At 44.9% G+C, this 24,366-nt stretch carries 20 protein-coding genes; 6 read left to right on the forward strand and 14 right to left on the reverse strand.

Annotated features, from left to right (window positions below; translation table 11 throughout):
* Positions 1-44: 44 nt before the first annotated feature.
* The 5 genes from dprA to AC6RGY_RS06400 all read right to left on the reverse strand — a co-directional run bounded on the left by dprA (position 45) and on the right by AC6RGY_RS06400 (position 4,736).
* Complete coding sequence (dprA, locus tag AC6RGY_RS06380; RefSeq protein WP_499860736.1) at positions 45-1,139, reverse strand: DNA-processing protein DprA; 1,095 nt, start codon at positions 1,137-1,139, stop codon at positions 45-47.
* 101 nt (positions 1,140-1,240) lie between these two features.
* Positions 1,241-2,149, reverse strand: coding sequence for a succinate--CoA ligase subunit alpha (gene sucD / locus AC6RGY_RS06385; protein ID WP_499860739.1), 909 nt, complete (start codon positions 2,147-2,149; stop codon positions 1,241-1,243).
* Between the two features lie 19 nt (positions 2,150-2,168).
* Complete coding sequence (sucC, locus tag AC6RGY_RS06390) at positions 2,169-3,329, reverse strand: ADP-forming succinate--CoA ligase subunit beta (protein WP_499860743.1); 1,161 nt, start codon at positions 3,327-3,329, stop codon at positions 2,169-2,171.
* A gap of 97 nt (positions 3,330-3,426) precedes the next feature.
* Entirely contained in the window at positions 3,427-4,521 is a 1,095-nt protein-coding gene (locus AC6RGY_RS06395) for a hypothetical protein (RefSeq protein WP_499860746.1), read from the reverse strand.
* Between the two features lie 80 nt (positions 4,522-4,601).
* Positions 4,602-4,736, reverse strand: coding sequence for a hypothetical protein (locus tag AC6RGY_RS06400; RefSeq protein ID WP_499860748.1), 135 nt, complete (start codon positions 4,734-4,736; stop codon positions 4,602-4,604).
* Between the two features lie 295 nt (positions 4,737-5,031).
* On the opposite strand from AC6RGY_RS06400, the gene AC6RGY_RS06405 reads away from it, so the two are divergent.
* The 5 genes from AC6RGY_RS06405 to AC6RGY_RS06425 all read left to right on the forward strand — a co-directional run bounded on the left by AC6RGY_RS06405 (position 5,032) and on the right by AC6RGY_RS06425 (position 9,046).
* Complete coding sequence (locus tag AC6RGY_RS06405) at positions 5,032-5,499, forward strand: cupredoxin domain-containing protein (RefSeq protein WP_499860752.1); 468 nt, start codon at positions 5,032-5,034, stop codon at positions 5,497-5,499.
* A gap of 244 nt (positions 5,500-5,743) precedes the next feature.
* Positions 5,744-6,160 (forward strand): hypothetical protein, encoded by a 417-nt coding sequence (locus AC6RGY_RS06410; protein WP_499860756.1) that lies wholly within the window; start codon positions 5,744-5,746, stop codon positions 6,158-6,160.
* 59 nt (positions 6,161-6,219) lie between these two features.
* Positions 6,220-7,500, forward strand: a complete 1,281-nt coding sequence (locus AC6RGY_RS06415; protein ID WP_499860760.1) for a glycoside hydrolase family 18 protein — start codon at positions 6,220-6,222, stop codon at positions 7,498-7,500.
* Positions 7,501-7,896: 396 nt separating this feature from the next.
* Positions 7,897-8,838: a YIEGIA family protein gene (locus AC6RGY_RS06420; RefSeq protein WP_499861476.1), complete on the forward strand. Its 942-nt coding sequence runs from the start codon at positions 7,897-7,899 to the stop codon at positions 8,836-8,838.
* 1 nt (position 8,839) lies between these two features.
* Positions 8,840-9,046, forward strand: a complete 207-nt coding sequence (locus AC6RGY_RS06425; RefSeq protein WP_499860765.1) for a capping complex subunit for YIEGIA — start codon at positions 8,840-8,842, stop codon at positions 9,044-9,046.
* A gap of 268 nt (positions 9,047-9,314) precedes the next feature.
* Here the strand turns inward: AC6RGY_RS06425 and AC6RGY_RS06430 are convergent, their stop codons facing one another.
* The 8 genes from AC6RGY_RS06430 to AC6RGY_RS06465 form a co-directional block, all read right to left on the reverse strand.
* Complete coding sequence (locus AC6RGY_RS06430) at positions 9,315-9,962, reverse strand: SDR family oxidoreductase (protein WP_499860769.1); 648 nt, start codon at positions 9,960-9,962, stop codon at positions 9,315-9,317.
* Positions 9,963-10,081: 119 nt separating this feature from the next.
* Positions 10,082-10,324, reverse strand: a complete 243-nt coding sequence (locus tag AC6RGY_RS06435; RefSeq protein ID WP_499860772.1) for a hypothetical protein — start codon at positions 10,322-10,324, stop codon at positions 10,082-10,084.
* Between the two features lie 208 nt (positions 10,325-10,532).
* Positions 10,533-12,371 (reverse strand): esterase/lipase family protein, encoded by a 1,839-nt coding sequence (locus tag AC6RGY_RS06440; RefSeq protein ID WP_499861477.1) that lies wholly within the window; start codon positions 12,369-12,371, stop codon positions 10,533-10,535.
* A 699-nt stretch (positions 12,372-13,070) separates the two neighbouring features.
* Positions 13,071-15,143 carry a M4 family metallopeptidase gene (locus AC6RGY_RS06445; RefSeq protein WP_499860775.1) on the reverse strand — a complete coding sequence of 691 codons (2,073 nt, stop codon included), beginning with the start codon at positions 15,141-15,143 and terminating at the stop codon, positions 13,071-13,073.
* Between the two features lie 789 nt (positions 15,144-15,932).
* Complete coding sequence (locus AC6RGY_RS06450) at positions 15,933-19,583, reverse strand: dynamin family protein (RefSeq protein WP_499860780.1); 3,651 nt, start codon at positions 19,581-19,583, stop codon at positions 15,933-15,935.
* A 119-nt stretch (positions 19,584-19,702) separates the two neighbouring features.
* Positions 19,703-21,022 carry an anti-phage deoxyguanosine triphosphatase gene (locus AC6RGY_RS06455; RefSeq protein ID WP_499860784.1) on the reverse strand — a complete coding sequence of 440 codons (1,320 nt, stop codon included), beginning with the start codon at positions 21,020-21,022 and terminating at the stop codon, positions 19,703-19,705.
* Between the two features lie 127 nt (positions 21,023-21,149).
* Positions 21,150-21,803, reverse strand: coding sequence for a PAQR family membrane homeostasis protein TrhA (trhA, locus tag AC6RGY_RS06460; protein WP_499860789.1), 654 nt, complete (start codon positions 21,801-21,803; stop codon positions 21,150-21,152).
* A gap of 123 nt (positions 21,804-21,926) precedes the next feature.
* Positions 21,927-22,772, reverse strand: coding sequence for a DegV family protein (locus tag AC6RGY_RS06465; RefSeq protein WP_499860793.1), 846 nt, complete (start codon positions 22,770-22,772; stop codon positions 21,927-21,929).
* Between the two features lie 257 nt (positions 22,773-23,029).
* Here AC6RGY_RS06465 and AC6RGY_RS06470 point away from each other — a divergent pair, with 257 nt between their 5' ends.
* Positions 23,030-23,851, forward strand: coding sequence for a DUF1295 domain-containing protein (locus tag AC6RGY_RS06470; RefSeq protein WP_499860797.1), 822 nt, complete (start codon positions 23,030-23,032; stop codon positions 23,849-23,851).
* Positions 23,852-23,987: 136 nt separating this feature from the next.
* Here the strand turns inward: AC6RGY_RS06470 and AC6RGY_RS06475 are convergent, their stop codons facing one another.
* Positions 23,988-24,329 carry a DUF1475 family protein gene (locus AC6RGY_RS06475; RefSeq protein WP_499860802.1) on the reverse strand — a complete coding sequence of 114 codons (342 nt, stop codon included), beginning with the start codon at positions 24,327-24,329 and terminating at the stop codon, positions 23,988-23,990.
* Positions 24,330-24,366: the final 37 nt, after the last annotated feature.

The raw sequence follows: 24,366 nt of genomic DNA on the forward strand, positions 1-24,366 counted from the left end.
CATTTGTTCATACTCACTCTATGTAGGAGGAGCTCAATATTCTCCTAAAGCTTGATCACCTTTGCTCCTGCAACTTGTTTGATTTTCCCTTTCATTTCAAGTGAGAGCAATAGCGAATGAATCTGCGGTATAGCACCTTGACTTGCATGTAGTAACGCTTCAATGGTGATGGGATCATATCCTATCTTGTGTAGTAGGAGCTTCTCTTCCTGCGAAAGATCCGGATCATCCATAGCGTCAACAGGGGGTTGTTCGTTCGTTCTGTCTATGCTCTCATAAAACTCTTCAAAAATGTCTTCTAACCGAGTTAAACACTTCGCCCCCTCTTGAATCAAGCGATGCGTCCCTTTACTAAGTGGCGAAGTAATGGGGCCAGGAACAGCAAAGACCTCTCGATTTTGTTCCACACAATAATGGGCTGTAATAAGGGAACCGCTCTTTTCTGCCGCTTCCACCACAACTGTCCCCCGACTCAAACCACTAATGATGCGATTGCGTTGCGGAAACAAACCTGCCTGCACATTCGTTCCTGGAGGCATTTCAGATAGTACGGCACCTTTTTCCACAATCCGTTGGTACAAATGGCGATGACGTTTGGGATAGATCACATCTACTCCACCCGCCAGCACAGCAATCGTCGCTCCGTTTTCGCTAAGTGCTCCTTCATGGGAAGCATAATCGATGCCATAAGCCATCCCACTCACCACCACCCAATCCCTCCTTGCCATCGATGCTGCTAATGAATGAGCCATCTGAACTCCATAAGGTGTAGGCTTTCGCGTCCCCACAATCCCCAAACAGTTTTGTTGCAAAAAAGTGGGGTTGCCCTTGAGATAGAGAACCCAGGGTGGATAAGGGATTTCCTTCAACCAAGACGGATAATGATCATCCAACAAAGTGATGGGAAGGATTCCATGGTCTTTTAATTCCGCTTGCACCTGACGAATGAAGGCAGGATTCCATTTGGCTTGTATCGCTTCAATTATTTTTCTGGAAATCTTCCTATCTTCAAAATTTTTGATTTGTTCTTTCGTAAGTTCTCCTGCAAAAGACCAGCCTGCTTCCCACATCTTGTGTAGTGTGCCTCCACCAATGCCCTCCAGCTGGTGTAAGGCTACCAATCCTGCGCGTTCATCCAATAGAGCCTTCCCCCATCTACATAAATTGCCGCCCCATACCGGCTCCTCCATAGATGGAGGAAAAGGGATCGGCTAGGATCCCTTTTCGCTTCCAGTCGTTTCTATTCCTTCTTTGTCGTACACTCTGCTAGCAATCCTTTTTCTTCTAATACAGAAGCGAGGGTATCACCGATATCAGCTGGCGTAGGTGCTACTTTTACGCCACAGCTTTCCAGAGTCTTAATTTTTTCAGCTGCTGTGCCTTTACCTCCAGAGATAATCGCACCAGCATGCCCCATCCGTTTTCCTGGAGGCGCGGTTTTACCACCGATAAAGCCAATGACGGGCTTTGTCATGTTGGCTTTAATCCATTCAGCCGCTTCTTCTTCGGCTGTGCCACCAATTTCACCGATCATAATGACCGCTTTGGTATCTTCATCTTCTTCAAATGCTTTCAAGGTATCGATAAAGTCCGTTCCATTTACTGGGTCACCACCGATGCCCACTGCAGTCGATTGTCCAATTCCACGCGTGGTCAACTGATGTACAGCTTCGTAGGTGAGCGTCCCACTGCGGGAAACAATTCCTACATGACCTGGAATATGGATGTAGCCTGGCATAATTCCGATTTTACACTCACCTGGTGTAATGACTCCAGGGCAGTTCGGACCGATCAAGCGTGTTTTCTTGCCTTCCATGTAGCGTTTTACCTTGATCATATCTTGTACCGGGATGCCTTCTGTAATCGTTACGACGATATCCAGTTCCGCATCGACGGCTTCCATGATGCTATCCGCGGCAAAGGCAGCGGGTACATAGATAACGGAAGCGTTGGCACCAGTTTCTGCTACAGCCTCTTTCACTGAGTTAAAAACCGGAATCCCTTCTACCTCGGTTCCACCTTTACCAGGAGTGACACCTGCCACAACTTGCGTGCCATACTCCAAGGCTTGTTTCGTATGGAACAAACCATTGGCACCTGTAATTCCTTGTGTAATCACTTTTGTATCTTTATTAATAAAAATACTCACGGGTCTCCCACCTTTCTCCTTATTTCACCAATGAAACGATTTTTTCTGCTGCATCTGCCATCGAATCAGCCGCTTCAATTTTTAAGCCCGACTCTTTCAAGATGGCTTTTCCTTGATCCACATTGGTTCCTTCAAGGCGAACAACAAGTGGTTTATTCAAGCCGATTTGCTTCGCCGCTTCCACCACACCGTTGGCAATGACATCGCATTTCATAATGCCACCGAAGATGTTAATCAAGATCCCCTTCACATTTTCATCCGATAATATGATTTTGAAGGCTTCTGTTACTTTCTCAGTGGTAGCACCGCCTCCTACATCGAGGAAGTTAGCCGGTTCACCGCCGAAGTGTTTAATAATATCCATGGTAGCCATCGCCAGACCCGCACCATTAACCATACAACCAATATTTCCATCTAGTGCAATATAGTTCAGGTCATATTTGGAGGCTTCAACTTCTTTTGGATCTTCCTCATCCAAGTCACGCAGTTCCAGGATATCTTTGTGGCGGAAAAGCGCACTATCATCAAAGTTAAGCTTGGCATCCAGTGCCATCACACGACCATCGCCCGTGGTGATGAGCGGGTTGATTTCAGCCAGTGAACCGTCTTTGTCGCGAAATGCTTGATACAAGCCGATCATAAACTTCGCTGCTTTGTTCACCATTTCGCGTGGGATGTTGATGCTATAAGCGAGGCGACGAGCTTGGAAGGGCAAGAAACCCACCGCTGGGTCAATCGATTCTTTAAAGATTTTTTCTGGTGTTTTTTCCGCTACCTCTTCAATCTCGGTGCCACCTTCTTCAGATGCCATCATCGTAATTTGCCCAGTGGAACGATCGACGACCATACCCACATAGTATTCCTTAGCGATGTCGCAACCTTCTTCGATCAACAAGCGCTTCACTTCTTTACCTTCTGGCCCCGTTTGATGCGTAACTAAGACCTTACCAAGCAATTCTTCTGCATAGGCTTTTACTTCATCCAAGCTACGAGCCAACTTGACTCCACCCGCTTTACCGCGGCCACCTGCATGAATCTGAGCTTTTACTACCCACAATTCGCCACCCAACTCTTTGGCGTTGGCTACTGCTTCGTCCGGTGTATAAGCGACTTTTCCTTGCGGAACGTCAACACCGTATTGCTTTAATACCTGTTTACCCTGGTACTCATGTACATTCATGGGATCGGCGCATAAAAGATCATGCGCCTCTTCACCTCCTTAAAGCGAATCGATCATTGGTGGTTCATATTCCATTTCCATAAAAAAGAGCCTTCACCTAATCAAGGCTAGCATACTCACGATAAATACCTGAACATTGATAGGATTTCCCAGCATATGTGAAGGCATCCGTATAAATTTGGATAGGGCGCTCCTGCTGGGCTAGTTGAAAGTATAGCGTAAACCGAGGTGATTGACCAGACTCTTCCGCCGACGAGTTCTCACGGCAACGACTCGCTAGACGCACCAAGTGCAGCCCGCGCTCTTTCCACACTTGTTCGTTAACCTCTTTTTTGCGCTTGCCTTCTTCTGTCATCGCCACTACTGGCGCGGAAAAAAGCGCGCGCACATCCGCAAGTGGAAAGACGGGAGTAGGTAACCACTCCTCCAACTGGGTGGGTAACTCTGAATCCAGTTGATAGTCGATGGGCTCGCCTCCGTAGTAGAAGCGAATCGTTTTCTCGTTTACCACCTCTACCGTCTTGCGGTTACCTTGCGTAGAAAAGTGGATTTGATAATGAGGAAAAGCAGGCTGATTCTCTATTGACTGTTGCTGACTCATTTGTGCACTTTGGAGATAATCCAACAAGACTTGCTGATCGTTTTCGGCTAATCTTTCTACCGCTCCGGTATCTTGTGCCTTTACCTCTGCACCCTTCAGATTTGTACGAAGCTGGTTTAGGGCTTCGTCACCGACGACTTTACGCACCTTTTCATACAAAGAGTCTGCGAATTCTCCTCCAAAGCGTGTCTGTTGGTAAATAACCCCCGTTTTGCCCACGCGAAAAAGGAGTGGCTCTCCCTCTGTCAATCGTACAATTAGTACGTAAGGGTAACCACTCTGACCTTCTGTTCCCTCTAATGTACGCTGATCTTCTGATTGCCTAAGTTGCTCGATCAACGGTATGTAGGTGGATCCATCCAGTGGCTTTTCTTCCCCCGTAAGCGTAATCAGGCGTACGGAATCAACCGCCGCAGCAGCTTGTCCCTCTTCCATCGTCAGCGAGAGGGAGTCTGTACGGTCATTGGACTCAGCATCGATGGGTCCCGTATCTGGCTTGGAAACAGGATCCCACTGCAGGGTAAAAGAAACAACCGAAGTAGTTACCAACACTCCGATCAGAACCCAAATCATCCGGTACCGTTTAAACACCCCTACCCACTCCTTCAAAGAGCACATGCCTTAAGGGCTGTGAGCAATCATCCTCCAGCCCTTGCGCTTCCTTCTATTAGTTATACAAAAAATTCAAGTACAGTGGCGACTACCGCGATGCCCATAAAGGCAATAAACCAGAGGGCCGTATATTTCACCATATCGAGGAAATCATTTTCTTCGCGTTTCTCAACTTTTGAACCTTTTGTAGCCATGTCCACCCCTCCTTACTTTCCAAAACCCTATCCATCTTATAGATAGCAGTGCCTTCCCAGCTCTAAGTATAGCATGCTTTTTAGCTAGCGAAAATACCACGGCTTTTTGTGTCAAATTGCCTTCACATCTATCCAACACAATATGACTTACGTGGTGCAATTACGTAAAGCCTCACTTCCCCGCCCATAGCACGCTTTTAGTGTGGCTTATGTGTAGCTTCATAGAGAGCTGAGGTATCTTTCCTTTGATTTAGTCAATAATCTTACTAATAGCTTATAAGGAGGGAACTTAAAGATGACCGTTCGTTCTAAACAGTGGGTGTCATTGCTCGTTGCGTTTCTCTGTGTATTCCTCTGCATGTGTATTCTTCTTCCCATTCCATGGCTGGGAGGTCACACTGTGATGGAGGAAGTAACAGAAGAAGTAAGTAACGCACAATCGAAAGCAGAAGAGTTTCACCTCACCACTGTGGAATACAAAACCACCACTTCCAGTGGAGAGGAAGTAGAAGTTTATCGCTTTGAACCTGGCTCCATTGTCGTACCTGTAGGGGAAGAAGTAACCCTTCATCTTCATGGGATTCATGGAAAAGAGCATAATTTCCTATTAGAGTCCTATAACATAGAAGGGACCATTCGCAAAGGAGAAACGACAACCCTCACTTTTCATGCTGATCAGCCAGGTACGTTTCGCCTTATCTGCCATACCCATTCACAAGAAGGGGTCCCAATGATTGCGTATATTACCGTTTTAGACGACTAGTGGGCAATCCGAAGACGATGGCAACCCTAGCCGGATAGAAAGAAATAACGCTCGCTTCCCCCATTATTCCCTCAACCGAATATGGTGTGCCTTTTCTACTTGCAATAAAAATAGTCATTTTCACTAAAAAAGAGAGGGATATAGGGAAAACATACCTTTCTTTTCAACCCTTCTAATATATTGACAGAAAACAAACTCTTTATATACAATTTTCATAATAGCAGGATGTTAAGGGGGCAACCAAGTGAATATCCGCTTCAATACGGCAGATCAATATGTGTTTATCCATGAGAATGTAAAGCACTTGCTAATCATATGGGAGAAGGAAGCAAAGAGACAATTATTTATTGCCACTGAAGAGGAAGAAGACGGTACCCTTTCCCTCACTCATCCCGGTCAATTATACGAGGAAATCGTATTGGATGAACTGGAGACGCTATTCTTTCAGACATTAGAAACTTCCCACAAAAAAATAAAGGCAGTATTAGGTGCTACTTTTCGCTATCATGATCAGCTGGTCGGCATGTACTATGAACATCAAACAGACAACCCCACGATCTCCTTCTTTTTTCTCGTTGAAGGGGTACTACAAGATATACCGGAAGAACATTATGAAGCAGTGGCCCACACTTTTTTGCAACAATTTCCCGAATATATGTAGCCGACTGACACACGGTGGAATAGTCTAGAAGAGAATCGTGTTGACAGGAGGCAATAAAGATGCAAATTGCTGTTGTTCGTCCGGGGGAATCGATCTGGGCGATTGCCAATCGGTTCGGCGTATCCCCCAACGTTATTACAGATATTAATCAACTTCCCGATTCCAGTCGACTGGTACCAGGGCAGGCACTGGTTATCCCCAATTCCACCGGCTATCACATTGTACAACCTGGCGAATCATTTTGGAGTCTTGCCGCTCGTTATGGAGTCTCCGTTGATCAACTCAGGCAAGCCAATCCAGGTATTAATCCCCTTTACTTAGATACTGGTACTCGTCTGAAAATACCGACAAGCGAAAAAACAACCATTGAAACCAATGGGTACCTGGAACCCAAAGGAACCTCAAAAGATCAGCAAATCGTGCAAAATGACTCCCCTTCCCTTACCTATATTAGCCTATTTAGCTATCAAGTGAAGTCTGATGGTTCCCTGACTGCTCCTAAAGATGAAATCGCACTCAGGGAAATAGAAAAGACCAACTCTTTACCGATGATGGTGATCACCAACTTCACAGAAGGGAATTTCTCCCCCGATATCGCCCGCTCTCTCTTTACCAGCGAAGAGCGTACCAACCGACTGATCAATAATGTTCTTTCCACCATGAAGCAAAAAGGGTATCAAGCCTTAAACATTGATTTTGAACGCATCTATCCAGATGATCGCCAACGATACAATACTTTTCTAAGCACCATTTCCCCTAGACTCCGTCAGGAAGGATATTTGGTTTCCACAGCACTCGCTCCAAAGAAGAGCGCAGAACAAACAGGTCCTTGGTATTCGGCTCATGACTATGCTGCACATGGGGAAATCCTCGACTTTGTCATTTTGATGACTTACGAATGGGGCTGGTCAGGAGGACCTCCAATGGCCGTCTCCCCTCTTCCACAAGTGGAGGAAGTCCTACAATATGCCCTCTCTGTCATGCCGAGCAATAAAATCATGATGAGCGCTCCACTATACGGTTACAATTGGACACTCCCGTATGAAAAAGGAGGAAAGTTCGCTCCTCTGGTCAGCCCGCAAGAGGCGCTGGAGATCGCCTGGAAGCGAGGCGCCATCATCCAATACGATACCGAATCACAAGCACCATTCTTTAACTATTACGACGATGAAGGTAAAGAACACATTATCTGGTTTGAGGACGCCCGTAGTATCCAGGCCAAATTTAAGCTGATCAAAAAATACAATCTCCGCGGAATCAGCTACTGGGTCCTCGGCAATGACTTCCCGCAAAATTGGGCACTTTTGCAGAATGAATTTAATATCAAGAAATTACGCTAACCCTGTCAGGTTGACAGGGGGTTTTTTTCTGAAAGTATCTATTCTGGTGAAACACCATTGTGATAGGTGAAGGTTCGCCCTTTCAAAGATGAACGAGGGTGCAGGGAGTCCTTCGGAATGACCTTGACAACGTACTCGTACAACCGCCTGAGAAGAAGGATTCCCTCGCCCTCCACCACACACTGAGAGAACCTGAACTCTAATAGTGACAACTTTCATCCGAAGAGTGTGGTACAAGCCATAAGTGTTTCTTATGAAAGTTATCTGGTGAAACTCACTTTCGATAGATGAACCCCCCCTAGAAGATAAGGAGGAAAGCTCACCCTAACCACCCGTTAAAGGAAAATGACCGGCGTTCGTATAGAAGACACCTCTATTTGAAAATCTAACGTGTATATGACGAGTCGCCTCAGGAGGTGTGTTCCCCTGGAAGAAGAGCTGATTTCCACCCAATCCATCCTGATGATTGTTATTGGCATCATGATGGGTACGATCGCACGCCTGGCCACTATTCAAGAAGATTATCGGCAATATCCCAGTTATCCCAATGGGTACATGATTCATCTGTTAACCAGCTTTATTGCCTCCTTCTTGGGAGCGGTTGCCATCCCAGCTTTGATGACAAAAAATTTTGTCGCCGTTACTTTCTTAGCTCTCGCCATCCAACAATTCCGCGATATTCGTAAGATAGAAAAACAAAGTTTGCAGGATCTTGAAAACACCGAGTATACCTATCGCGGTAACGCTTATATTGATGGGATTGCCAAAACATTTGAAGCGCGTAACTACTTTTCGTTGGTCGTCGCTTTCCTCACCAGTCTCACCATCCAGGTTCTTCTCTCCTTTCCTTTCTGGATCTATATCCCCGCGGGTGCCTTAGTGGGAATGATCGCTCTTCTTTTTTTGAAGAGGTTTTCCAAAGGTAAGACAGTGGGAGATATCTCAACAGTTCGCATGGGAAAAGTCTCTGTTAAAGGCTCTGAACTTTATGTAGATGATATTTACATCTCTAACCTCTTAGGAACAGAGAATGCACGCACGCTCTTTCAAAAGGAGGGCATCGCTGCCGTCATTGAGCCAAAGGAAAATCATTTTCGTATTACATTGGACCACTTTGGCCAAAGACAAGCCATCTTATTTGAAGCCACCAGAGCCATGGGAGTCAAGCGGTACCACTTTACCCGCAAAGAATATGAAACAGGAAAAGTGATCATCACGCTCGTTCCCATCCAGTCTGATCCGGAAATGCTGATTCGCACAATCCAAAATGCGCCTCTCCTTGAAAATATCAAAAAGAGCCATTCCGTTATGAACACCAACCTCGTAGGGAGGAAATAATATGGGACGCGAACCGTCACTGGAACCACAATACGAAATTCTTGCCTTCATTACTTTACATAAAAATCGTGTGTTGGCTGGGAAAGCACTCTCTTTGTTTGCAGAAAACGAAGAAGAAGCCAAAACCCTCACCTTAGACATTGCCAAAGCGATGAAAGCGGATGTCACTCAATTAAAGTCAGGCGATTACATGGTGCTACGGGTTTAACAAAAATGCGGATGAAGGCATCATCCACTCTATAGGGTTCCTCTAACCAGCTCATTATAAAAAACGGAATAATCCGGTTTTTCGCAGACTGTTTGTCAGTGAAATAAGGATACAAGCATTCTTTGCTGGGTGGGAAACTCCCGATCTCTTATTTATGCGCACGATGAAAGTTTTTACAAAAAAGTCACCTCTGCTAAGATCAAAAAGAACCCTAAAGAGAAGATATATCCTCTCTTGGGTTCTTTTTGACTCTATGATCAAGTTCCTTCTACCCTAAATTCTTTAGCGCAGAAGGAATCTCTTCCTCTCCTGCAAACAAATCAAACGACTTGCGATAAGTATTAGAAAGTGTGAGTGCCTCAACAATCGTTAAAGCGACATCTGCACGCGGGATATTACCCGTTTGTCCTTCCAAGGAGGGGGCGATCACGATTTTCCCTGTTCCCGGTTCATCGGTAAGCGAGCCTGGACGGAAGATGGTGTAATCCAAGTCTTTGCTTCGCAGGTGCTCATCTGCCTCTCCTTTTGCCTGTAAGTACTGCCGAAAAGGATTGTCAGCAGGAACCACTTCTGGTTGATCCGCTCGGATCGAACTCACCATGAGAAAGCGTCGTACACCTTGCTTCTCTGCAAGATCAGCCGCCTTTTTGGCTCCGTCTCGATCCACCAGCATGGTCTTATCCAATCCAGTATGGGCTCCAGAACCCGCTGAGAAAACGACCGCCTCTGCCCCTTCTACTGCATGGGAGAAATCTTTCTCCAGATCAGCAATGACTGGCTTCACTCCGAATTTCTCAAAGTAAGAAGCTTGTTCCTCCTTACGCACCATTGCGCGCACATGATGATTACGTTCTGCCAATAGCTTAGCGATCATCCGACCAATTTGCCCATTGGCTCCAATCACTGTAATTTCCATCCTAACACCACTCCTTTTTTCTCTATCTCCTCTCTCCTAGGCGATTTTTCCCTACTCTCTTTCTCTTTAAACCATCCTACATAATTACCGTGACGGATAGAGTGTAGCAAGAAGCCCTCTCAGGAACGTTTCGTATAAGTTGCCCGTCGTAATAAAAGGCGGTGTTCCACTAGATGGTGTTGCAGGGAATTCCAACTCTTCCGCAATAGATCATAGTGACCTGCCTCTTGTGCCCTACGCACCTGTTTTTTCAGAGGAGCAATCACTTGACTATCATAAAGGTCTGCCTCTCTAATCTGTTTTTTCTTTTGTATCCCTTGCATTTGTGGTTGCTTCTCTTTTTTCTTTTTCGTCATCATCATCACCCTTTTCTCTTGGTGATGAAAGCATATGCTCCAATGCAGCAAAAGTTGTCCGTCCCAACGAAGATCACCGAACAATCGGTGGTATCACCCTATCCCATCAAAAAGAATTCCCCCTCTCCTGATGGAAAGGGGGAACCACTCTGTCATCTTCATTTTCTTCTATATAATATAGAAGCGCTTTCAATTTTCACCGAAGGGATCTTTCTTACTTTTCTTCACCCGCATTTACCGAACGAATCACAGTCCGTTGGAAAGGTTCGCCATTCTTCAACTTTCCTTCAATTTCGATGGTGATGTTGTATACGGAAGAAGCATCACTCTTACGCTCAACAGACCCTTCAAATTTACCACTTCGTTTTTGATCCTTTTGCATAGGTGCTTCTTCGATATTCTTCTTATCAAAGTGATCCTCTTTCTCTTTTGCTTCAATCACTTTCATTTCCACTTGAATCGAATCTTCGTCAAATTGCTCTGGATTCTTCAGTTGAACATCAACTGGCAAATCTTTTTCACTAGAAGCGGTATTCACATCCACTTCTAAGGCGGTACTTTCATCCCCTTTAAAAGCGGCGATTAACAAGTAAGCATCTTTCTTCTCACTCGTTAGTTGTACTTTCCACTTTCCGGATTCAGGATTTTCTAACTGAAATGCTTGAAGCGTAGCTCCCGCAAAATACTCTTGGTCTTCTCCCAGCGAGTAGCCCTTACTTTCGTTCGTATATTCTTTGCCTGAAGGAGAAATCAACTTAAATTGTACTTGCTCTTTGGATAAAGCATGGAAAGTAACTTCATCCATTCCGGATTGCACCGCAATTTCCTCTTCTGCCATGCGTTCAGATGTTAATTCCCCACCCCGAACGAATTGATTACCACTCTCATTTAACCCTTGACTGTTCGTACTGCTTTCACTTGCCAGCTTTGTACTTTCCTCTTTGTTTTGTACACTTGCTACCTGAGCACTGCTCTCTTTCTTGGCCGACTCCGAAGAGGAAGATTTCAATCCAGTCCAGTCAAAAGACCAGAAATCCTTCCATCCCCAGTTAAACGGCCACCAAGAGCCTTTGTTTGCAGTCGAACTGCCGTTTTCTACTGCCACCACCTCAACAGGGTCATCAATCACTGACTCAATACGAGAAAATACCTCGTCTCCACTGGTGATGTTGTAATGGTTTAATTTGTTCCCTGTGAACAAGTGCTGACCATAGTCCAATTTGGAGCTCCAAACATTGACCGCTCCATCATTGGAGCCATAAGAATATAAGTACGCGCCACCTAACCAGAGAGAGCCGCCAAATGAACCCCAATCTTTCCCAGCAACGGTATAGTAGTCATTTGCGTCTATGTCCTCGTTTGCGTCCGTCTGCTCACGGAATTGATCCATTTGACCTGTTTGCAACGAATACGTGCCGTCAGATTGTTGTCCTAAAATATCCGCCAACCATCCTGCATACCAGCTATAGGACAGATTAGCCAAGTGAGAACCGTGATGCGGGGAGGATAAAGTAACCACATTATCCACATAAGCATCTGCATCGTGATGAATGAGTGCGGTCTGTGTATCGATCCCACCCTTACTATGGGCCACAACATTTACCTTTTCACCATAATAATCGTGAATGGCTTTTAGTTGATCTGCCAAGAGCTGCCCATTATCCCATTGCGACGCTGCGTACTTACTGCCAGCAGCATCATATAGCTGAACGAAGGCCGTTTCGTAACCATCAGCAAAAGCAGCATCGTACATGCTCCCTGAATCTTCAATCCAGGTGAGAGCATTCGAGCCAAGACCTTGGACAAAAACGAGTGGTCTCTTGCTCTCATCTAAATTTGATGGGGTATCTCCTACATACCAAGTCCCAGGGATCAAGCCTGTCTCTGTCTTCCCTTCCCAATAGGCAATAGAGTCAGCATCCAGTACATTCCCTTGCTCGTTAACACGTTCGAGCACGGACAAGTCGACCTCTTCGCTTCCTTTTCCTGCTAAAGCTGAAGATGGAAACGCTATCATTAATATGATTGCGAATATAACAGATATTCTTACCATCTGTTTCACTTCCTTCACCCCTTCTTTTGACACATACTCAAGATAAGTTAGTACATAAGTTATTATATTATAATGTCATCAAAAATACTATATTTTTGTTAAAAAGTAAGACAAAAAAATGATAGTGAACATCCCTTCTTCTATCAGCCAGAGAAACCCATCTGCTAGATGTTTTTTTCTGAACCTATAGGAGATTTAACTTTATCTATATTGAATACACTCATTCAAAAAAGAAAAGAGCTAACCCTCTCTCCAGCAAATCATAGAGTATCATTTTCTCATAGCACTCCCCCTTTCCTAAATAGGCAAGAGGGAGTGCTATTCCATATGTTATTTGCTATTTTATGCCGTCATGGAATTTATACCGTCACGGAATAGATCCATATTTCCCCTCGATCTCTTCACTTTCCTTTCTTCATCTACATGAATCGAACGAACTTATGTTCGCTGAAAGGAATCGCCATTCTTCCACTTTCCTTTTAAATATGAAACGGTATAGGCAAATACATCGTTCTTAATAGTATAAGAAAAGAGAAGCGACTGGACAAAAACTTGCATCAATGGTGAATATGTTCATTTATCATATGGAGATCCCTTTTCTATCAGCGTTTTAAGAGGGTTCAATCTTTCATTTTAATTGTAAATAAATAATCCACTCGACAGCTTAAGATGCTGTCAAGCGGATTATCCTTCATTTTCCTATTCGCTAATAGGAGTGACTGGTGACGCTGCTTTTGCTGTAGATAGCTGTTTTGTAGAGAAATAGGCAACTTGATCAATATCATAGCCATACGCTGTCACCGAACTATCTGTGACAAGGTTCGCCGTTGCTTTTTCTCCCTCAACAATTACCCAGAAATCACTTTGATCGCCATCATAAGTTTTAATTACTTTGCCATTACTATCTTTAATGTAGACAAAGTCATAGTCAGCTTCTGTTTCCAATCGACTGAAGTGAAGAGCCACTTTTTGCGCACCTGACTTGGTGTACGACACTTTTTCATCAGCGTTGTTTTTGTATGGATGGTCGGTGGAGTGAGATTTCTCTTCGTAGAACCACTTAGCTTCTCCCGTCTGATCGGAAGAACCACCTGAACTAGATTCACCTACACCTACCTTGGACCAGGCATTGGTAACAGCAACCGTCTCTTGAGCCGACGCTCCAAAGTAATCCGTAGCCGCTTGAATTGTGGCATCACGTGCATCCGTAAACTGGGATGTAGAGGTGAGATACTGCGTTAATGCACGATACCAAACCTTACCTGCTTCATCCCGGCTTACCCCAGAAGAAGTAACAAAGTTATAAAATGCTTTATTCGGAATACTGGAGTTTATGTGAACACCGCCCCAGTCCCCTTCCCTGGTATTTGGAAGGTTGCGATAATCATCCATGTGAGCTGGATAACCATTGCTTTCTGGATTAGACATTGAGCGTAATCCATCTCCAGAAATATTCGGCGTCCATACGTCTTCTCCAACTAACCATTGATTGTCACTCTTGTTTTCAATCAGATTCCCAAGTACATCCGACCAAGATTCATTCAGTGCACCTGGTTGGTTTTCATAGATTAGTCCTGCTGTTCGCTCTGTTACTGCGTGTGTGATCTCATGTCCAACTACATCGAGCGCTCCAGAAAGATCATCCGATTTTGAACCATCGCCATCGCAGTAAGCCATCTGTGTTCCGTCCCAGAAAGCATTGTTCGGACAATATTCAGGATGGTAGTAATGAACCGTAGAAATCAAACTACTTCCGTTACCATCGAAAGAATTGCGACCATGCTTGTCGTAGTAGTAATCGTAAACGACACCCGCATAATAGTGAGCATCCACCGCAGCCCTGTCCGTCCAGATGTTGTTGGAGTCAGTCAAATATGAGCCAGGGAGAGCCGTGCCTTGATTGGCTGTATACGTCTTAATCACACCATTACTGCCATTGTTCATCGGCTTTGTCGTATCGTAGAGATAATAAGACCCATCGGATAGATACGTATTCAGCGTCTTTGTATCTCCTTTTACTCCTGTACCAGAGCCAACCTCCGCAGCATGTTTGCTTTTCTCCACCTGGTTAATGACTTCAAGATCATTCGCATCGACAAACACATCATAGTAACCAGGGTTGTCCCCTTCCAAGGTAGACAAAGAAATTAGATAAACAAGATGATAAGTGCCTTCTTTATCTTCATAGATGAATTTTTTCGCCTCTTCAATCGAGAAGTTGGTGTCCTCTTTCAAACCCAATTCTTTCTTTGCTTTTTTCATTGCTTTTGCGGAAGAATATTTGGCTGACGTATTAACCCCTTGTTCCTTTACCGCTGGGTCATACTTCCCGTTAACCGAACTCACTTCCCCTTTTTTATTTGCGTGGATATTCAGTTCACGTCCAAAGACAGGAACTTCTTTATACACTTGCTGATACTTGTACTTTGTAAAACCAAGATCATCTTTTGATTCTTCGATCAATTCTAACTCAGAAGAAGGAGAGTCCATCAAGAAAAGATCTTTCAGTTCACCAAGGATATTGATCGCATCTTCTTTATTTTCCAACTTTTCCGAAGATATTTCCCCTTTGACGAAGGAAGGAACATCTTTTTCCTCATCCCAGGTAATCTTCCCTTTTCCCTTCGAATCTGCTGTTATCTCATCCAGCTTCTTCTGTTGTTCCGCTTTTTTAGCTGCTTCTGGTGAGTCTTGTGCAATCGCTCCTGTGGAAAGGAGTGAGAGAACCAAACCAGCCGTAGCCATGGCTGAAATGACCTTATTCCCTTTCATGAAACTATCACTTCCTTTATATTGTTTTGACAATTTGATTTGATATGAAGAACGATACAGGCCGGTTCAAAAAACAAAATAAAAGGTTCTTAGCCTCGTAATAAAAAATAATTTCAAGTTGCCGATGGCAAGAAACAGGAAGCCAAAAAAAATTTCTTCTAACCTCCTCCTTTTCAGACGAAAATCCGTCTGAAAACACTTTTCCTTGTTTCCTTTTCCTTATGTATTGCCTTCATTTCAATCTTTCGAACTATAATCACTATATTAATATAACATTAAATCTCTGTCAATAAAAAATTCAAGATTACTAGATTTTTTTTATAAATATTCGTTGGTAGAAATCGGTGAATCAGCTTCTACTCCCTATTCTTTTTTCCTGTGCTTGGCTAACGATTATTTATTTGGTATTAAAATATGCAATAACTTCTTATTCTGAATTATAAGTTATAAATATTTAGTGAATACGATTTTGCTAGAAAGCTCGCATGGTCTGTGCCACACGCCCCAGATGACAGCAATCAACATAGGAACATCTGGTTCTCACATAGCGTGGTTGATGGGCGGGTGGCATCTCCCCATCATCTGTAGAGGGAGTTTTCACCCTTATTTTCCACCTAGTGAAAATCAATTTCACTAGGTGGACTTTTTATAGAGAACTTCATGGAACTCTACTCACCTCGGATAATAACAAAGTGTATGGGAGCAACAGATTCACTCGCAACATGGGAGGGTGTAGGAATCTCTTTCCTTTAGAGTCGATTCCTACACCCTCTTCTATCCCAATTCCCTCTAATCCATGCGCTTCAGTTCGCGCTGGATGGCTTCCGCGCGTTGCGTAAAGTAACCGGGATCCCTATCATCCGATAAGCTTTCTTCCACACTCTGATAGAAATGAAGAGTGTGCTCCCTTTCCTTTTCCTTCAACTGTTCCAGAGAGGTGTTCCACACCTGCTGGTAATGTTCAACACAAGCTTTCTCAACCTCTTCTAGCTGCGCAGCAATGTGCCCTTGTAACTCTTGCTTCACTTCTTCCATCATGATCGCCTTCCCTTTTCCTTCAAAGAAGTGCTTGGTATTTTTAAACGTAGCGAGTGCTTTCTTGAAGGGCTCAGGAGTCAAATCGGCGAGCGGGGTAGAAAATACCCACTCTGCATAGGTCCATTCACTTGGCACATGAAGAGGAGGTGCCCATTCTTGAACCATTGCTTCCACCTCTGCCACCATACGCTCTCCATGCGCCACACACTTTTGGCGTAACCATTTCTCAATGCGTAGAGAGGTTGCCTGTAATTCTTGCTCAAGATCATGACGAATAAATTGGAGCAGATCCATCATACAACGCGTCAGCACCTGTTTCGTGCTCGCTTCCCCTTTCCGCAAAACAGAAGGGTGAAATATTTCCGTAAAAGCGTCACGATAGCGTAACAACACCCTTTGTTGCAGGTAATACATGAGCTCTTCCACTTCTTGACGTAGTGCATCTTCCTCCGCTACAGCTTGGTAATGAACGAGAAAGTGATTCACTTTGGCTTGTTCATTCACCAACAACTTCTTCTTGGCTTCTTTATCACTCTGCTGATAACGCGCCGCTTCCTCTTGTTGCCGTAAAATACGCTCCGCGCGCTTCGCTTCTTCCCTCATATTGTTTAATGAGACTTGCATTAAGTCGTTCGTAAAGAAAGAGTGGAACACTCGCTGGAAGTCCTCCATACCCGTAGCCATTTTGAGTTCCTCTGCAGGCTGCAACGCTAATAAACTAGAGATCGGGAATAGACGGGGGAAACGAATTCCATATTCTTGTAGTTGATCCCGTAAATATTGAAGGACGGCATCACGTTCTTCTGCGGAGGAAGCGAGATCAGCAGCATTCATTAAGAAGAACATTTTATCCATAGCGAAAGTATCTTTTACACGACCCAGTTGCAATAAGAACTCTCGGTCTGCACGAGAGAAGGCATGATTATAGTACATAACATAAAGGAGTGCATCTGCGTGTTTGATATAGCGAAAAGCAACATCTGTATGACGAGCATGAACAGAGTCTGCCCCTGGGGTATCCACCAAAGTAATTCCTTGTCGTGTCAAAGCACAATCATAAAAGATTTCTACCTCTTGCACGAAACAGGCACGCGCCTCTTCCGACACATACGGCGCAAACGTATGGATCGTCGCCTCCTCGGTCTCCCCTAATCGACTGCGCATCTCCGATAATCCACTTTTTACGGCCATTAAGAAAGGAAGGAGCATCTTCTCATTCGTACTCATGGCTCTATCCTCTGGTTTGGTCAATACGGATAACATTTCTTCTATACCCGAAGGGGCTTCTTGTCCCGGGTAAAACGACTTCCACATCTGCCGGATTTCCTGATTCAACTGCTCTTCCGTTTTAAAGTGTATGCGCACGTCTTTATGAGAACACTCTTCCGTAGGTGGTGCTATGCGGTTAATCGTAGCAGTAGTGGGGTGAGGAGAGACAGGTAACACTTGCTCACCAATCAAGGCATTGGCAAACGAGGATTTTCCCGCACTAAAAGCGCCGAATAGCGCCACAGTCCATTGTTGATTTTGCGCCCGCACACGCATGCTTTGTAAGCCTTCACCAATGGAACGCACACTCTTGATATCTGCTGTGAGCTTTTCAATCTGGCTAATCGCATCCAATCCCTCTTCTAACTGTACCGCTCCAGTAGAAGGAGCTGTTTCCGTCATCCCTTTCTTTTTTCCTTCTTTCCTTTCGTACACTGGGGCAGAATCGGTTGCTTGTTGCAATAGGATCGAGGTCTCTTCGATCGATTCCTCCAACAACTTTTTCCGATCCAATGGCTGTTGGCTAACTTCCGTTCCCGTAGCGAGATGAGCCAACCGTTTTAGATACTGCTCTTCCTCTTCTTTCTGCTGTTGCCATTCCTGCTCCGTACATAGCATTCGCTCTAAGCGCATCCACTCCGTCGACAGTTCCTCTAAACGCCGCTCCCTGCGTTGCTCAATTTCTCCAGCAAAAAGAGAATACCACTTCTCTGCTTGTGTACGGTATTGACGCTTTGCTAACGCAGATAAATCTTCCGTGTACTTGAGCAAATACTGACCGGAAAAGCCCGCTCCAGCCTTTACTTGCTCACGAACATCATCCGCATGGATGGCATGCTTCCATTGTCGGATTTCTTTTTCCCAATCTTGCTTAATGACATCCTGCTCGTTCATAAAGTGAAGAACATAGCGCTTCACGTGAGCATCCAACTGCGTCTCCACCACTTTCATCCACTGCTCGTAAAAAGCATGCAATCGGCGCTCCCGCTCTTGTTCCGTCTTGGCACGACGAAACAGCAGACCCACTTTAAAATCGGTCAACATGGTCTCCAAAAATAGATGAGCACTTTCACGCACCTCATACGGCATAAGATAGGTGCGTTGGATGATCTCATCCATTCCCTTTAAATATTCAGCGTACAGCGATTCTTTCTCTCTCTCTAATTCCGCTTGCTCGGTCTCCAAAGAGGAGATTCTCTTTTCCAGCTCAGGAAGGGAAGGAGGTTCCTGCTGTCCTGCTTGCTGAAGCTGCTCTTTTCTCTCTTCTGACAAGTACCTTTTTCGATGCAAGCGATACTGATCGAGCAAGTAGTTCATCTCTTTTTCTGCTTGCTCTAGGAGAATCGCAGATCGATTCTTGGTGAATTGCTCCATACATTCAGATAACGCCTGCCATTCATTATAAGGATGCTCAAGATCCCGTAACGACGTGTAGAAAGTTTGTTCCACAGAAAGCTCCCATTGTGCAAAGGTACGCGTCACGCTCTCTTGATACTGCTCAAAGGAAAGTTCTCCCTCCCGATGCTTATCAACCTGATTAACCACAAGAAAGAGCCGTTTCCCCCGCGTAGACAACTGCTTTAAAAAATGAAGATTGGTTTCCGATTGCACATGGTTATAATCCACCACATAGAAGACCACATCAGCCAAATGAAGTGCTGCCTCCGTCGCAGCTAGGTGCCTCTCATCCGTTGAATCAATGCCAGGGGTATCCAAAAGGACAACCCCTGGTGGTAAGTGATTCTGCTCTTGATAAACATCTATCTGAATCACTTCGTCGCCATTCTTACACAGTTGCTTCAGTTCCTCATCGGTATAGGTTCCATGATAAACCTTCCGTTCACCCCATCGCGTATGGAGGATCACCCGTTCCTCTCCCTTTTGTACCTTCACGACATTGGCACTGGTCGGGATGGGGCTGGTGGGAAGAATCGACGCTCCGAGCAAGCGATTTAACAAGCTTGATTTCCCCGCAGAAAAATGCCCACAAAACCCGAAAATAAACTCCTCACGATCACATTTTCGTAAGAGATCCAGCATTTTCTGTGCGTACTCTTCTTCTCCTCGTTGCTCCCATTCCTGATAAAAAGCGGTCATCCGCTCCAATAACCTCTCCTGCTGTGTCTCTATCATCTTTAAGATTCCCTTCTCTTATTAAGCATCGCTCTCATTACCTAAAATGATGACTGCCGTCATACTACTCAAGATTCCTCTTAAATAGAGTTTCCCTATCTGACTTTTCTAACGGACAATCAATATGTCACTTTCCCCGTCCCATAGAGGCTATCATATACCTTTAGAGCATAAGGATCCGTCATGCCTGCGATATAATCGCAGACCACTCGAGCATGATACGCTTTATCACCCGCATGTTCTTGTATCCTTCGCTGATCGTGTGCAGATAAGAGTCGCACCTCACTCAACATCGCTTCAAAAATAAGCCGTATGACGCGATCTGCTTTCCATGCCAAGACGCGGACCGGTTGGGATTGAATCACACGATCATGCACCACTTGCTTCAACCGTTGGTTCAGCTCATCCAGCTCAGGAGGAAGAACCGCCTGATAACGCAAACGTTTGGAAAAGGAAGCCTCTCCCATACGCTCTACCTTGATGTGATTCACAAACACTGAAATTAATAAAGCAAATACCTGTTTGATCTGATGAAGAAAGGACTCCTGCCCATGCTCAAGTTGGCGTGCTCGCTCAAGTGCTTGCTCTAGCTCCTTAAATTGCCCCGCCCACGGTGACATCGCTAAAATCTCTCGAAGTTCATCTAAGCTCACCAGCTTTAGATTAACTGCATCTTCTAGATCATGCGTCGAGTAAGCAATATCATCAGCTAGTTCGATAATGGAGCACTCGAACGGCTTACGCATCGTCTTCTGGTATCCGTTATCCAACCTTTTCTTCTGTTTCAAGAAAGTAACCTCGTCATCGGAAAAAGGCTCAAGTGCCCAATGAAAAGCGGCCTCATCATCGTTATAGGCACTGGTTTTGGGTGGATAATCCACTGGTTGGCCATGCGTTCCCCCTCCACTCGCATCGCTATAAAGAATGGGGTATTTCATAACAGCGAGTAGGAGTCCCCGTGTCAGATTTAACCCCTCCCCTTTTTTACCTTCCAAACGAGTCAAAATACGAAAGGTTTGTGCATTCCCTTCAAAACCGCCATAGTGAGCCATTGCTCGATTGAGCGTCTGCTCCCCCTCATGGCCAAAGGGAGGGTGTCCCAGGTCATGGGCTAATCCTGCCGCTTCTACCAATGAAATGTCTACTTTCTCTTCAGGTGGCAACACATCGGATGTCCGATTTAAGAAGAGCGCTATTCCTCTTGCGATCTGCGCTACTTCCATTGAGTGTGTCAGACGTGTGCGATGCAAATCACCCGCATCCGTTCCTATCACTTGCCTTTTTGCTTGCAGTCGGCGAAAGGCAAAGCTATGAATAATGCGTCCATAATCCCGTTCAAAGGGATCTCGCACTTCTAAAACAGAGCGACTTGCTTCTTCATATCGACGCGTACGATCTTCCTCCAAATAAAATGGATTCATTTCATCTTTAAGCAACATGCTGATCCCTCCTCCATCCTGCCTCACATTTACCTCTTCTTACTCACGATCATATCCTACTCCCCAGCGAATTGGCAACGAAACCAAAAAGAGACCAGTAGCTGGTCTCTTCTTTCATCTTACTCATCTATAGTCCCAAAGGCAGAATATAAGCCACCATCATCGCAAAGTGAAAGCCCGTACCCGCCATAATGAAGAGGTGAAAAACCTCGTGAAAACCAAAGCGATTTGGAAAGAAATCCATCCACTTGGTGGCATAAATAACGGCTCCAATCGTGTATGCCACACCACCTGCAACCATCAACACGATCGCTCCCACTGGTAGGGTCTGGATCAACTGAACAAATGGAACAAGGGCAATCCAGCCCAGTGTGAGGTAGAAGGAAGTGGTAATGTAACGAGGAGCATGCACAAACCAAATCTTTAGGGTCATTCCGGTAATCGCTAGCATCCACACAGCAATCAGCATCGTCCATTTCCAACCGCCAGCTAGTCCGTGATAAAAGACCGGAGTGTAGGAACCGGCAATCAAGAGATAGATCGCAATATGGTCCATCTTACGCAAAATCCGCTCTTTCTCCGGTGTTGTTCGCACCCAGTGGTAAAGCGAACTGGCACCGTATAACAAAATCACACTTACACCAAAGATCGTCATCGTGATCAAGGTAGATACACTTTCTCGACTGAGCAAGATCAAAAACACCAACCCGACAATTCCAGCGAGAAAGGTAATAAAGTGTGTCCACGTGTTAACTGGCTCTTTCATTTTTAGAAATTTCATGTACACTCACCCGCTCTTCTTCATTCTCATCCTTATCATACCACGAGTGTCCACTTTCTTATCAAATTCAGAGACTTTTTATATGAAAATTTCATACATTATCCTTAAATTTGTAACAAAGGATCATTCTGTTTTCCAGGCAAGCACCAGGCTGCCTTTCCCACCATGAACCCCAATGGTCGCACTAAGTGGGCCGATAATGACTTCAAGGTCTTGATACTGCTTCCGCAACATTTCTTTGAGTACCTGTGCATCTTCCAACACATCAGCGTGTAAGATTTGGACTCCTTTGATGACATCACTTTCCTTCGCCCGTTCCAGCTGCTTAAGAATGGCGTTGGTTGCTCGTTTTTTCGTACGAAATTTGCCAAACAGATGAACTGCTCCGTCTTTAATCTGCAAGATAGGGTGGATTTTCAACAGGCTCCCGATCACGCGCTGAATTCCGTTGATTCTACCACCTTTGTACAATTGTTCAAGGTTTCCTACCAAAATATAGTTGCTCATCTTCTTATGCTCGTCGCGCAGCCGATCCGCAATCTCTGTCATCTCGCTCCCAGAAGAGGCGAGCTCCATTCCTTTCACAATCATCTGCGTCATGGGATACGATAAAATGCGGGAGTCAACCACTTCAACAGGAAAGTCGACCATCTCAGCTGCAATCTGACTCGATTGACAAGTTCCACTTAAATTACTGGATAGATGGACAGCAACCGCCCCATCATACTTCTCTTTCAAGTCCTTATATAAGGTAAGAAACTGCGCTAATGGAGGTTGTGAAGTGGTTGGTGCTTGTTTTGATTTTTCGATTTTATCATATAGTTCAGTCGATGTTAAATCAATGCCATCTTTATAAACATTTTGTTCAAATATAATCGATAGCGGCACCATATAGAGATCCGGATGCTTCATTAGCTCATCCGGAATATAGGCTGAACTGTCCGTTACCCAAGCAATCTTTTTACTCACAGTCATCGTCCTCTCCCGTTGAATCACTCTATCTGGCTCTAACTTGCCTATTCTCTTCTTCACACTTTACCACGAAGAATTTAGTTGTACAATATCCCGATAAACATATACAAAAGTTGTACACATCGGTTATGATGAAGAAGAAGCTTCCTTAGGTTGATGCCACTTGTCTCTAGATGAAAGTCGTTACCGCACGGTTGAATCTATCGCTAGCACAAGACCAGAAACCTACTATACATAAAGGAGTGATATTTTCGATGCCAGTTATACTGTTGTTCGCAACGATCACCGTTCTCATCTATATCACCTTGTTCTGGGTGGCAGCCCAGTGGAAGAAAGACCTCTCCATCATTGACATCGCTTGGGGTGGGGGATTTGTCATCCTTACTGGGACCCTTCTCTTCTTTGTTGGTGAGTACCATCCGCGTCAACTTCTGGTTACCATCTTGGTCGCTCTCTGGGGCCTTCGTCTTATCTTTTATTTGTACCGACGTAATAAAGGAAGCGGAGAAGATGCTCGCTACACAGCCATGAAACAACGTTGGATTGCCAACGGAAAAAACGTCGCACTCACCAGCTTTGTTCGTGTCTATCTTCTGCAAGGTATCGTCATGCTCTTGATCTCTTTCCCTCTGCTTGCTGTTCATGCGTGGGACACAGGCTCTTCCTTGGGTGTGCTCGATGGAGTGGGCCTCCTCTTATGGATGACCGGCTTCTTATTCGAGGTTATCGGGGATCATCAGCTTGCTCAATTTAAGAAAAACCCCCGCAATAAAGGGAAAATACTAACGACTGGGTTATGGAAATACACCCGTCATCCCAATTACTTTGGCGAAGCCTGTCTGTGGTGGGGAGTCTATCTTATCGTCTGTTCCGTCCCCTTCGGGTGGACCACGTTCTTCGCCCCTGCCTTACTCACCTTTTCTCTTCTAAAGGTATCGGGAATCCCACCCCTCGAGAAGAAAGCCATGCAAAAGCCGGAATTTCGTGTCTATGCTCGCCGCACCAATAAATTTATCCCCTGGTTTCCCAAAAAAGAAGCGAAAAAAGAGAATGGACAGCAACACTCTGTAGGTTGAATCTCCCCCTCTTACGCTCATAAGAGGGGGAGGTTCTTCCTCCCATTTTCTTTAAACTTAGTGCAAATCATTTTTGTTGATGCCGTTTTACAAACCACATCGCGACCTTCTCGTTTTCAAGTTGACCATCGGTACTCTACTTTTTTTGGTTGGTGGCACGGTATCCGTACCAGAAACGATCCCAATTTCCCTGACTGCGACAGGCCGCTATAAAAATATAGAGTGAGGCCGTCCAGTTGCCCAGCCCAATGAGCAACACAATCCAGAGGAGAGAAATGACCCATGAGGATTCGCGGAAAATCACCCATACAGAAAACAGCGTAATCCCAACGTAAAAATCAATCAACGTAATTTTTCCCCACAATATAGCTACGATGTCGCTCCCTTCGCCCCAAAAATCTCCTGCCACCAATCCATAGACGATGGCTCCTGACATCAGGAGAAACAGCAACATACTGAGTACTTGAATAAATTTCAACCCTATCCCTCTCTCCTTTTGTTTTTTTGTACACTTC

The organism is Mechercharimyces mesophilus, from assembly GCF_059818345.1.